The 13025-nt window shown below is 41.8% G+C and carries 9 protein-coding genes; 8 read left to right on the top strand and 1 reads right to left on the bottom strand.

Annotated features, from left to right (window positions below; all coding sequences use genetic code 11):
* Positions 1 to 17 precede the first annotated feature (17 nt).
* The 3 genes from trpB to DRW42_RS01345 all read left to right on the top strand — a co-directional run bounded on the left by trpB (position 18) and on the right by DRW42_RS01345 (position 3311).
* Positions 18 to 1199 carry a tryptophan synthase subunit beta gene (gene trpB, locus DRW42_RS01355; protein WP_113947189.1) on the top strand — a complete coding sequence of 394 codons (1182 nt, stop codon included), beginning with the start codon at positions 18 to 20 and terminating at the stop codon, positions 1197 to 1199.
* Positions 1200 to 1279: 80 nt separating this feature from the next.
* Positions 1280 to 2047, top strand: coding sequence for a tryptophan synthase subunit alpha (trpA, locus tag DRW42_RS01350; RefSeq protein WP_113947021.1), 768 nt, complete (start codon positions 1280 to 1282; stop codon positions 2045 to 2047).
* A 622-nt stretch (positions 2048 to 2669) separates the two neighbouring features.
* Positions 2670 to 3311, top strand: coding sequence for an NAD(P)-dependent oxidoreductase (locus DRW42_RS01345; RefSeq protein WP_113947020.1), 642 nt, complete (start codon positions 2670 to 2672; stop codon positions 3309 to 3311).
* 618 nt (positions 3312 to 3929) lie between these two features.
* Here DRW42_RS01345 and DRW42_RS01340 read toward each other — a convergent pair.
* Positions 3930 to 4409 (bottom strand): GNAT family N-acetyltransferase, encoded by a 480-nt coding sequence (locus DRW42_RS01340; protein WP_113947019.1) that lies wholly within the window; start codon positions 4407 to 4409, stop codon positions 3930 to 3932.
* Positions 4410 to 4591: 182 nt separating this feature from the next.
* On the opposite strand from DRW42_RS01340, the gene DRW42_RS01335 reads away from it, so the two are divergent.
* From DRW42_RS01335 to DRW42_RS01315, 5 genes are all read left to right on the top strand, one after another.
* Positions 4592 to 5197 (top strand): TetR/AcrR family transcriptional regulator, encoded by a 606-nt coding sequence (locus DRW42_RS01335; RefSeq protein WP_113947018.1) that lies wholly within the window; start codon positions 4592 to 4594, stop codon positions 5195 to 5197.
* A 68-nt stretch (positions 5198 to 5265) separates the two neighbouring features.
* Positions 5266 to 6468: an efflux RND transporter periplasmic adaptor subunit gene (locus tag DRW42_RS01330; RefSeq protein ID WP_113947017.1), complete on the top strand. Its 1203-nt coding sequence runs from the start codon at positions 5266 to 5268 to the stop codon at positions 6466 to 6468.
* A gap of 24 nt (positions 6469 to 6492) precedes the next feature.
* Positions 6493 to 9696, top strand: coding sequence for an efflux RND transporter permease subunit (locus DRW42_RS01325; RefSeq protein ID WP_113947016.1), 3204 nt, complete (start codon positions 6493 to 6495; stop codon positions 9694 to 9696).
* A complete protein-coding gene (locus tag DRW42_RS01320) occupies positions 9683 to 11089 on the top strand; it encodes a TolC family protein (protein ID WP_113947188.1) in 1407 nt (468 codons plus the stop codon). Before DRW42_RS01325 ends, DRW42_RS01320 begins: the two co-directional genes overlap by 14 nt.
* 1063 nt (positions 11090 to 12152) lie before the next feature.
* Positions 12153 to 12908 carry a hypothetical protein gene (locus DRW42_RS01315; RefSeq protein WP_208643468.1) on the top strand — a complete coding sequence of 252 codons (756 nt, stop codon included), beginning with the start codon at positions 12153 to 12155 and terminating at the stop codon, positions 12906 to 12908.
* Positions 12909 to 13025 lie beyond the last annotated feature (117 nt).

Here is a 13025-nt window from a genome sequence, read left to right as displayed (position 1 = left end):
GAAATAATAAAATAAATATGAAATACAAAGTAAACGAAAAAGGATATTACGGAGATTTTGGAGGTGCTTACATCCCCGAAATGCTTTATCCGAACGTAGAAGAATTGCGTCAAAACTATTTAAAGATTATTGATGATGCCGATTTTCAAAAGGAATTTCATCAATTGTTAAAAGATTATGTTGGGCGTCCTTCGCCTTTATATCTTGCCAAAAGGTATTCGGAAAGATATGGTGCCAATATTTTCTTAAAAAGGGAAGATTTAAACCATACCGGGGCACATAAGATCAACAATACCATCGGACAGATTTTATTAGCCGAAAAACTGGGTAAAAAAAGGATTATCGCCGAAACAGGTGCTGGACAGCATGGGGTAGCCACGGCAACGGTTTGTGCTTTGCGTAATCTTGAATGTGTAATTTACATGGGAGAGGTTGATATCGAACGTCAGGCACCAAACGTTGCGCGCATGAAGATGCTGGGTGCAAAAGTTGTTCCGGCAAGTTCGGGTAGCAAAACCTTAAAAGACGCTACTAACGAGGCGATGCGCGATTGGATTAATAACCCGGTTGATACACATTACATTATTGGTTCTGTGGTTGGTCCGCACCCTTATCCTGATATGGTGGCGATTTTTCAATCGATTATCTCCGAAGAAACCAAAAAACAATTATTGGAACAAACCGGAAGCGACCAGCCTGATTATGTTCTGGCTTGCGTTGGTGGTGGAAGTAACGCCATGGGAATGTTCTATCATTTTATGGATGATGAAAATGTTAAACTGATTGCCGTTGAAGCAGCTGGAAAAGGCGTATCGAGCGGGTTTTCTGCAGCAACGACTTACCTGGGTAAAGAAGGTGTTTTACACGGTAGCAGAAGCATTTTAATGCAAACACCAGACGGGCAGGTAGTTGAACCTCACTCGGTTTCAGCCGGATTAGATTATCCGGGCATTGGTCCGCAACATGCGCATTTGTTTAAAACCGGCCGCGGACAATATGTTTCCATCACTGATGAAGAAAGTTTAGATGCTGGTTTGCTTTGCACAAAACTGGAAGGAATTATTCCTGCCATCGAAAGTGCACATGCCCTGGCTTATTTAGAAAAAATGGAATTTAAAGGTGGCGAAAATGTAGTGGTTTGCCTTTCAGGTCGTGGCGACAAGGATCTGGATACCTATATCAAATATTTTAATTTATAGATATGAGACACTAGATATGAGATATTAGACGTACTGCCTGGTTCTCATATCTCACATCTCGCATCTCAAATCTCAAAAAAATGAACCGTATTAAACAACTCTTCCAGGAGAAGAAAAATATATTATCAATTTATTATACCGCTGGTTATCCGAATACTGGCGATACCTTACAAATTGCTGAATTACTAGAGCAATCAGGCGCGGATATACTCGAAATAGGCTTCCCTTATTCCGATCCTGTTGCCGATGGGCCGGTGATTCAGGCCAGTAGTAAACAATCATTGGATCAGGGCATGACACTTCAGCTGCTTTTCGAACAGTTAAAAGATCTGCGCAAAAAAGTAAGCATCCCTGTTTTATTAATGGGCTATGTAAACCCTGTTTTGCAGTTTGGCGTAGAAAAATTCTGCGAGGCCTGTGCCGAAGTAGGCGTAGATGGTTGTATTGTTCCCGATCTGCCAATGGTAGAGTATGAGGAATTTTATAAAGATTGCTTCGAAAAACACAACCTGAGCAATGTCTTTTTAATTACCCCTCAAACTGCTGAAGAGCGTATCCACAAAATAGACGGTTTAACCAACGGATTTATTTATCTGTTATCCTCATCTGCTACTACAGGTAAAAACCTCGAAGTGGGCAATACCACTGAAGCTTATTTTAGCAGAATTAAAAACCTGAACCTTAAAAACCCTACCATGATCGGTTTCGGGATCAGTGATAAACAAACTTTCGATAAAGCCTGCTCGTATGCCAATGGAGCTATTATCGGCACCGCTTTCGTTAAAGCCATCGCCGATGGAAATTTAGAGGAAAGCGTGAGTAATTTTATGAAGAAATTTAAGGATTAATGTTTTACCACAAAGGCGCAAGGCACCAAAAAAATTGCTTTGTGTTCTTTGTGTCTTCGTGGTTAATAATCCTTTAATGCAATGACGATTACTTCTATCGGTCGGTGTCACACCGACCGAAATCCTAGTTTTTTACCCTACTGCGCAACCTTGCCTCGGCTCGCCGCCGCCGAAGGGCTCCTTCTTTTTGGCGTCAAAAAGAACCAAAAACGCCGGCTGAAAATTTTTCTTTGGAAGCCGGTATGTTAGCTTGGTCTGTGGAACCCGAAAAATTTGTTAGGCCGGAACTAAGGTGAACGGTGATGTATGCTTTGGCCTAGCTGGGTGGAAATGCTATTTGCATGTAAGTTGCTTGTTTTTAGCGAATTACTGGGTAATGTCAATGGTGGCGAAGTCGAGAACAACGTTAGTGCTCAACGAAGCTAAATCTGTCTCGAGATAGATCTCTCTCCCGAATATTCGGGACGTTCCAGTCGAGATGACGATTTTTTTTTCTTACATTAGTCTTATTAAAATCTCTTTATAAAATATTCCCCAAACAGAACCCCGTTCTGAAATTCCCTTATCCATCCGATAACGGGGACTAAACCATTATTTTCTGAAATTTTATAAAGAGAACATCATGCAAGATTTAAAAATTGCTTTAATTGGTGCCACGGGTAAAGCTGGTACTTATATTTTAAAAGCGCTGTTGGCGCAAAACTATAGGGTAAAAGCCCTTGTTAGAAATCCCGAAAAACTTCAGGTCCATCATCCTTCGCTGGAAACTGTAACAGGCGACGTTAAAGATGCAGAAACGGTACATTCCTTTATACAAGGCTGCGATATGGTAATCAGTGCCTTGGGTATGGGCCAACCTGCCAGTGAAAAAACAATCTTTACGCAATCAGCTGCTAATATATTAACGGCAATGAAAGCTTTAGGACTGAAACGTTATATTGTAATTACTGGCATTAATGTAGATACGTCTTTTGATGAAAAAGATGCCAAAACCAAATTTGCTACCCAGTGGATGCATGAGAATTATCCGGTTTCTACAGCGAACCGGCAAAAAGAATACGAAATGCTTTCAGGAAGTAGTCTCGAATGGACTTTGATCCGTTTACCTTTAATTATTCAGACTGACCAACAAACTGCAATAGGAACAAGTTTGCTTAATTGCGATGGCGATCAGATTAACGCTGCCAACATTGCGGAGTTTATTATTGAGCAGTTACAAGGAGTTATGTTTTTAAAACAAGCACCTTTTATCTGGAATGGCTAGATAGATTAATTTACCACTAAGGCACGGAGGCACAAAGAAATTAGCCACTTGGTGTCTTCGTGTCTCTGTAGTCAATAGTGCGGATATGCTTTATCCAATCCCTATAACTCATTTCAAATTTCACTTCGCCTTTATTTACCGTGCCTGTTTTTCAATTTACCACTAGGCACGGAGGCACAAAGAAATTAGCTACTTGGTGTCTTCGTGCCTTTGTGGTCATTACTTAGGCTGTTTCATCCAATCCCTGTAACTCATTTCAAATTTCACTTCGCCTTTATTTACTGTGCCTGTTTTTCAATTTACCACTAAGGCACGGAGGCACAAAGAAATTAGCCACTTGGTGTCTTCGTGTCTTTGTAGTCAATAGTGCGGATATGCTTCATCCAATCCCTATAACTCATTTCAAATTTCACTTCGCCTTTATTTACCGTGCCTGTTTTTCAATTTACCACTAGGCACGGAGGCACAAAGAAATTAGCTACTTGGTGTCTTCGTGCCTTTGTGGTCATTACTTAGGCTGTTTCATCCAATCCCTGTAACTCATTTCAAATTTCACTTCGCCTTTATTTACTGTGCCTGTTTTTCAATTTACCACTAAGGCACGGAGGCACAAAGAAATTAGCCACTTGGTGTCTTCGTGTCTCTGTAGTCAATAGTGCGGATATGCTTTACCCAATCCCTATAACTCATTTCAAATTTCACTTCGCCTTTATTTACCGTGCCTGTTTTTCTCCAGCCTTGCCTGCTGTAAAATTCTTCGGCACGGGTATTTGGCGCTGTACCCAACCAAACAGGTTCTTTAGTCTGTTCAAAATACCAATCCATCATTAAGCGGTGTAACTCCTTGCCAATGCCTTTCCCTTCGAACGCTGGCCTAACGAATAAAGCCCATATATTATGTTCTTTTAAATCTACGATCGAAAAACCGACCACTTCACCATTTACTTCACAAAGCCATCCTTTGCCACGTTCGGTAATAAACTCTTCGCAATCTTTGTCAGTAACCAATGCCGGATCTGACAAAATGTTCTCTTTTACGGTATGCCTGACAATTTGTATGGCAGCGATGTCAGTTATTTTTGCAGGGCGAAAAATCATGATTTATATTTTCTTAAAAATTTCACTCATTTAAAAATCTTCATTTGAGCGCTGTAAACGATGATTATAAGTGATAAAACTAAGCAATAAAATGTTTATGACAAATGAATGATTGTGAATTGTGCAATTGGTTCTACATTTGCTTAACGGTGTTAGATTATTTACACCTTATATTCCAGGTCATGGGAAGTAAAGAAAGAATTCTACGTTTAAAAGATGAAACCAGAACAAAAATTCTGGATGCAGCCCTGAACATTGTTCAAACTGAGGGCTGGCAGGCATTGAGTATGCGTAAAATTGCCGACCAGATTGAATATACAGCACCTATAATTTACGAATACTTTTCCAACAAAGATGGCATCTTACTGGAACTTACCAGAAGGGGTTATTTAATGTTGGCCAAAGATATCCGCGAAGCAAGGGATAAGCACGAAAAAGCAGAAGATAAAATGGAAGCCATGTGGATTGCCTACTGGAACTTCGCCTTTGCCCACAAAGAATTTTATCAGCTGATGTATGGTGTAGATATGGTTTGTTGTACCGTTAAAAATTCAATGCCCGAAGCCGAAAACGTAGGAAGTATGTTAGGCGACGTAATTGAATCGTTATTCGAAAAGAAACCGGTTTCCGACGATGATATCTGTATGAAGTATTACACTTACTGGTCGATCATCCACGGCTTAATTTCTATCAACCTTGTTCGCCCTAACGGAAGAACAACCGACGAACTGAACCAGCAAATTTTAAAGGACGCCATCAAAGGCATTACTTTATCTATAAATAGTTAATTTTTTTTACAAGGTAATTTAACACTGTTAAATTATTATACACGTTAATTCCAATTAAATTTAAATATATGAAATCTCTACAACCCTTGCATCCGTTGCTTAACACTGTTAAGCGCTTTAATGGTGTTAAATCATTGTTAACAATTTCTCTTCTATCCATAATTTTGATCAGCTGTAAGTCGTCTCCACAACAAGGGGCTGCAGCACCACCTCCGCCTGCTTTACCGGTAAGTGCGATTACTGCGGGTAACGAAACTACATTTGTTGATTATCCGGCCTCTATACAGGGTGCAGTTGATATCGATGTACGTCCGCAGGTGAGCGGCTATTTACAAAGTGTGCTGGTTAACGAAGGCGCTTATGTAACTGCCGGACAAACCCTGTTCAAAATTAATGAAAACCCTTTCCGCGAAGCTTTAAACAATGCAAAAGCGAGTTTGCACGCCGCAGAAGCAGCTGTATTAAATGCACAGCTTGAGGTGGATAAGTTATCGCCGCTGGTACAGAACAAAGTGGTTTCTGATATCCAGTTAAAAACTGCAAAAACTGCACTTAAAATTGCACAGGCAAATGCAGAGCAGGCTAAAGCAGGTGTAGCTTCGGCACAAATTAACTTAGGTTATACCAATGTTAAGGCTACCGTAAATGGTTACATCGGCCGTATCCCTAAAAAACAGGGAAGTCTGGTTTCGCCAACCGATCAGATTGCGTTAACACAATTATCTGATATCCATGAAGTGCACGTTTATTTCTCGCTTGCAGAAAACGACTTCAACAACTTTAATGCAAACTACCCGGGCAAAACACCTGCCGACAGGATTAAACATTTACCAGCTGTAGAATTGCTATTGTCTGATAACACTGTTTATCCGGTTAAAGGTAAAATCGACATGATCGATGGTCAGTTTGATAAAAACACGGGTGCCATTACTTTGAGGGCTAGTTTCCCTAACGCAAATGGTGTGCTCCGCTCAGGTAATACCGGTAAAATCCACTTAGGATTACAGCACAACGATGCCATTCTGGTACCTCAGTCGGCAACGGTAGAAATGCAGGATAAAGTATTTGTATTTACCGTAGGCGACAGCAGTAAAGTGAAAAAACAAGCCATCAGCATTGTTGGTAAAGCCGGCGAAAACTACCTGGTTAAAGATGGCGTAAAAGCCGGTGATCAGATTGTATTAAGTGGCGTTGATAAACTACAGGAGGGTATGGTAATACAACCTCAAAAAGCAGCAGATAAAGTGGCTGTTGCAAAAACAAAAAATTAAGACAACAATAAACTCTAAAAAGTCATGTTTCAGAAATTTATAAACAGGCCGGTACTTTCAACTGTTATTTCCATTCTATTGGTGATAGTTGGTATACTTGGCTTATCAAAACTGCCCTTAGAGCGTTTTCCTAATATCGCACCTCCGTCGGTATTGGTAACCGCTGTATACCCAGGGGCCAATGCCGAAACTATTTTACGTTCGGTAACCCCATCACTGGAGGAAGCCATTAATGGTGTGGAGAACATGACCTACATGACCTCCAGCGCCAGTAACGATGGTACCTTAGCCATCACCGTTTATTTTCAGCAAGGAACCAACCCCGATCAGGCAGCTGTTAACGTACAGAACCGGGTTTCGCAGGCCACAAGCCAGTTACCGGCAGAGGTTGTACAATACGGTATCACTACAACTAAACAGCAGAATAGCTTTATTGGTGCAATTGGTGTTTACTCTGAAGATACCAAAAAATATGATGCCGTTTTTGTAAACAACTATGCACAAATCAATATTATTCCGGAACTTAAACGTATCCCGGGTGTAGGTTCGGCCAGTGTATTTGGCGGTATCAAAGATTATTCGATGCGTATCTGGTTAAACCCAAGTCAACTGGCTACTTACAAAATTACACCTAATGAAGTAATTACGGCCATTCAGGATAAAAACCTGGAGGCAGCGCCGGGAAGGCTTGGTGAACGTAGTAATGAGGCATTTGAATATATTATTAAATATAAAGGTAAACTTACCAAACCAGAAGAATATCAGAACATTGCTATCCGCTCTAACTCGGATGGTTCTATATTACGTTTAAAAGATGTGGCCCGTGTTGAATTGGGTGCTTACAGTTATGGTAGTGTAAACCGTTTAAACGGACACGATGGAATTACAATTGGTGTAATCCAGTTATCAGGCTCTAACGCCAACGAAATTCAGATTGCTATTGATAAACTGTTGGCAAAACTATCAAAAGATTTCCCGGCAGGTATTAAATACAATCAGTTTTACCGTACCAAAACCGATCTTGATGAATCGATCAACCAGGTAGAGCATACTTTGGTAGAGGCTTTTTTACTGGTATTTATCGTAGTATTTATTTTCCTTCAGGATTTCAGGTCTACCTTAATCCCGGCTATTGCAGTTCCGGTTGCGATTATTGGTACCTTCTTTTTCATGCAGCTGTTCGGCTTCTCGGTTAACCTTTTAACACTGTTCGCCCTCGTACTGGCCATTGGTATTGTGGTAGATGATGCGATTGTGGTGGTAGAAGCGGTGCATGCCAAAATGGAAGAAGACCCAACGCTTAGTCCTAAAGCGGCAACTACCCAGGCGATGAATGAAATTACCGGGGCCATTATATCGATTACGCTGGTAATGGCGGCAGTATTTTTACCGGTTGGCTTTATGACAGGTTCAACAGGTATATTTTACAAACAGTTTGCCTTAACCATGGCCATCGCCATCATTATTTCTGCTGTTAACGCTTTAACTTTAAGTCCTGCACTGGCTGCTTTATTTTTAACGAACAAACATGCTGCAGGTGCACACGGACACAAAGCGCCTAAAAAAGGTTTTGTAGATAAGTTTTATGCAGGTTTTAACGGTGGTTTCAATTATATGACTAACCGTTACATAGGTGGCTTAAAAGTGCTTATCCGTAATAAATGGATCAGTATGGCCGGCCTCGCATTAATTGTTGCGGCTACCGTTCTTCTGGTAAGCAGAACAAAAACCGGTTTTATTCCTACAGAAGATCAGGGTTTTGTGGCCATCGCGGTTGCTTCTCCATCAGGAACATCATTGGCTAATACCAATAAGATATTAAAACAGGCTGAAGCGGAGTTGAGGGCTATGCCATCAGCAAGGTTTGTAATGTCATTAGCAGGTTATAACTTCTTAACAGCATCAAACAGCCCGTCGGCCGGACAGATTTTCTTATTGTTAAAACCTAACGACGAAAGGGGAGCGGTAAAAAATATCGATGAGATACAGAACATTGTAAGGGCCAAAATGGCGGCTATATCTGCCGGTACCTTCTTTGTATTCAGTTTTCCAACCGTACCGGGCTTTAGTAACGTAGAGGCGATGAACGTTATGCTACAGGATAAAACCAACGGCAGGCTGGATAAATTTAGTGGTGTAGCAAATAACTTTATCGGAAAGTTAATGGCGAAACCGGCTATTGCTTATGCGTTTACGTCGTACAAAGCAGATTATCCTCAGTTACAGCTTGATGTTAACGATGAAAAGGCCGATCAGCTGGGCGTAAGCAAGAAAGATATCTTACAAACCATGCAAACTTATTTTGGTACTGCGCAGGCATCAGATTTTAACCGCTTTGGTAAATACTACCGTGTGGTGGTTCAGGCCGATGTTGCCGACAGAACTGACCCTGCAAGTATTGACCGTGTATTTGTTAAAAACAAAGCCGGAGAAAGTGTGCCAATCAGTACCCTGGTTAAATTAACCCGTGTTTATGGTTCGGAAACAGCTTCGCGTTATAACCTGTTTAACTCTATCGAGGTAAATGCGATCCCTAAACCTGGTTTCAGCTCGGGTGATGCGATTAAAGCGATTGAAGAAACAGCAAAAGAAGAATTGCCAACCGGATATGCTTACGAATTCTCTGGACAAACACGTGAGGAAATTTCTTCAGGCGGACAGTCTACCGTGATATTCCTGCTTTGTCTGGTATTCGTTTACTTCTTGTTATCAGCACAGTACGAAAGTTACATCCTACCATTGGCGGTAATCTTATCAATCCCTACAGGTATATTCGGTGTGTTTGTGGTATTGGGTTTAACCGGTATTGAAAATAACATTTATGTACAGGTAGCACTGATTATGCTTATCGGTTTGCTGGCCAAAAACGCCATCCTGATTGTAGAGTTTGCGGTGCAGCGACGAAGGGCAGGACTGAGCCTGGTTGATTCAGCCATTGAAGCAGCGAGATTAAGGATCAGGCCGATTATCATGACATCGCTTGCCTTTGTGTTCGGTTTATTCCCGATGAGTATTGCAACAGGTCCGTCGGCTCAGGGTAACCACTCTATCAGTATTGGTGCCGCAGGAGGTATGGTATCGGGCGTAATTTTAGGTTTATTTATCATTCCGGTACTTTTTGTAATCTTCCAGGCTTTACAGGAAAAAATATCAAAAAAATCATCAAATGAGGTTGTTCACCACCATGAAGAACCTGTTAATAATCATGCAGTTTATGAAACGGTTTAATATAGTTAGCATCCTGCTCCTTGCTCTTATCTGGAGCGGATGTTCGGTTTCGAAAGATACAGCCCTGCCCAACGTTGTGCCAGGCCTGTTCAGAAACTCAGCACCACAAGACTCTTCGAGCGTTGGCACCATGCCCTTGAAAAGTTTTATCAGCGACCTCACTGTTCAGAATTTAATTGATACAGCTCTGGTTAAAAATTACGATATGCAGATTGCATTGAAAAATATCGATGCAGCCGAAGTATTGTTTAAACAATCGAAACTGGGTTATTTGCCTGAGCTTAAATTGCAGGTTGCAGCAAGCTCAAGCCGCCCGAGCGATAACAGTTTAAATGGTTTAAGCCTTAACCAGTTTACAGGCTCAACCCACATCGAAGATTACAGCGCTAATTTAGGTTTGGTTTGGGAAGCTGATATCTGGGGCAAAATCCGCAATCAGAAAGCCGGCGCTTTAGCCAGTTTTTTACAAACTGAGGAAGCACGCAAAGCGGTACAAACCCGTTTGGTGAGTAATGTTGCTCAGGGTTATTATAACCTGTTGATGCTTGATGCACAACTGGAAATTGCCCAAAAGAACCTGAAACTGAGCGACAGCACGTTAAGGATCATTAATTTACAGTTTGATGCCGGTCAGGTTACTTCGTTGGCGATACAACAGGCACAGGCACAACAACTGGTTGCGGCACAGCTGATCCCACGATTAGAGCAGAATGTAACTTTACAAGAAAATGCTTTGAGCGTATTGATCGGTACTTTACCAAAATCGATCACCCGTGAGAGTCGTTTAGATAAAATGGCTCTTCCACAGAACCTAAGTGTAGGTTTTCCTTCGGCCATGTTAAGCCGCAGGCCTGATATTAAAAGTGCAGAGTTAGCTTTAACGGTAGCGAATGCAAAGGTTGGTGTGGCGAAAGCAAGTTTATATCCATCATTGGTAATTACCGCAAGCGGAGGGGTAAACTCTTTTAAAGCAAGCAACTGGTTTAATGTACCTGCATCGTTATTCGGTCTGGTATCGGGTGGTATTACGCAACCAATTTTTCAACGCGGACAGTTAAAAAGCAATTTAGAACTGGCTAAGATAGACCGTGAGAAAACAGTTATCCAATTCCGTCAGTCGGTATTAAACGCTGTAGGCGAAGTATCGGATGAGTTAACAAAAGTAGAAAAGTTAAAAGCACAATACAGCATAGCTGAAAAGCGGGCGCAAACGTTACAACAGGCATCTAAAAATGCAAGTTTGTTGTTTAAAAGCGGTTTAGCCAACTATTTAGAAGTAATTACAGCGCAAGGCAATTTATTGCAGAGTGAGCTGGAACTGGCTTCTATTAAAACAGAGCAGCTAAATGCTGTGGTAGGCTTGTACCGCTCGTTAGGCGGTGGCTGGAATTAATTTGCATTAAACCTATAAGGCTTGCAAAGGGCTTTATAGGTTTGTGTATAAATTTAGCACCAGGGACGCGATGTTTCTGGTGTTTTTTTATGCCTCATTCAATCACTTCGTCATTGCTTTTCCCTGCATGCTGTCATCCTGAGGCACGAAGGCTCCCTGTGTATTAAGCACTAATGTCAGTTACTCGCTACCGTATATTTTTTTCCATCCGCTCTGGCTTGCCTCGGTTCGCCGCCACCGAAGGGGCTCTTTCTTTTGGCTTGATCCAAAAGAAACAAAAGATCAAGGCTTGGATCTGATGTCGGATAAATTCGTCAAAGCTTTTTGGTTCGCCAGCACAAGCCCCCGCTGAAAGATCGGGGAGGGCGTGCTGTCTCAGGGCTGTGCTGGATTGAATGGATGTGCTAAAGCTTTAACGTCCTGAGCGTAGTCGAAGGATCTCCTTTCCTCATATCCTATGCCGGATAGCAGGGTGCAGAGGACTTTTCGCGTAATTTCTACCGCGATAATTTTTCGCTCATTTCGTCATTTCGACCGTAGCGGAGAAATCTATGAAGCCAAATTACAAAGGGAAATACTTTATCCGACCTTTCCCTGCATGCTGTCATCCTGAGGCACGAAGGATCTGTGTGTAATTAAGCACTAATGTCAGTTACTCGCTATCGTATATTTTTTCCCTACGCTCTGGCTTGCCTCAGTTCGCCGCCACCGAAGGGGCTCTTTCTTTTGGCTTGATCCAAAAGAAACAAAAGATCAAGGCTTGGATCTGATGTCGGATAAATTCGTCAAAGCTTTTTGGTTCGCCAGCACAAGCCCCCGATGAAAGATGGGGGAGGGCGTGCTGTCTCAGGGCTGTGCTGGGTTGAATGGATGTGCTAAAGCTTTAACGCTTTCTCCTTCCCTCATATCCTATGCCGGATAGCAGGGTGCAGAGGACTTTTTGCATTATTGCCCTCATGCCGTCATTTCTCTGGTCGTGTTCAGGTGTAGATGAGAGAAGGCCTTGTTTACCTAAACGATTTTAAATAGTTTTACAGGCAGTAATCATCGATACCGAGCAAACATGAAAAACGATCTGGCTAAGGCCATATTATTAAGTAGCCTTGCACTGATGCTTTCCTGCAAACAGGCGAAGAAAAATCAAAGTGCTGTCGATAAGCCTGCTCAGCATACCAGTAGCAATAATATAAATCATGTGGCATCAATCAATTCAACGAACAAATTAGAACCCGGTAATTTTGTTCCAAAGGGTTATGTTCTTGCTGAACAGATAAATGGCGACCTGAACGGCGATGGTCTGGCCGACTGTGTATTAATGGTTAAAAATACACTGAAAAACCGTATAGTTAAGGATCCTGACCGTGGTATATTGGATCGTAACCGCAGGGGACTAATTGTGCTGCTAAACAAAAAAGATCATTATGAGCCAGTGGTGAAGAACCTGAGCTGCTTCTCATCTGAAAATGAAGATGGCGGGGTTTATTATGCCCCCGAACTGATGGTATCAATCGAAAAAGGTAAATTGTATATTCACTATGCTCATGGGCGTTACGGTTACTGGAAGTATACGTTTAGATACGGAAAGAATGATTTTGAACTGATCGGTTACGATGCCAGCAATAACACCGGACCGAGGGTAGACCGTGAAGTCAGCATTAATTTCCTAACCAAACGCCGCCTCGAGAAAAACAATACAAATGAGCAGGCAAGTGGTGGCGATGAGGTTTTTGAAGAAAAATGGACAGATATTTCGCTAGAGGGGCTGGCGAAACTTTCAGAGGTAAAGGATTTTGATGATTTTGGAGAGGGGGGATGGTGATTTTAAAGAGACTTTTGCGTAATTGGCTTTTCTCGGCTCATAGCCATCGGGGCTATCCTTTTTCCCTGATGAAAAAGGGATCAAACCTGAGCACAGCGAAAGCATACCTGCCTATAA

It is taken from the genome of Pedobacter miscanthi, from assembly GCF_003315595.1.
In the GTDB taxonomy this organism is placed as follows: Bacteria; Bacteroidota; Bacteroidia; order Sphingobacteriales; family Sphingobacteriaceae; genus Pedobacter; species Pedobacter miscanthi.
Note: the sequence above shows the minus strand (reverse complement) of the source record. Positions and strands in the feature narration are given on the sequence as shown.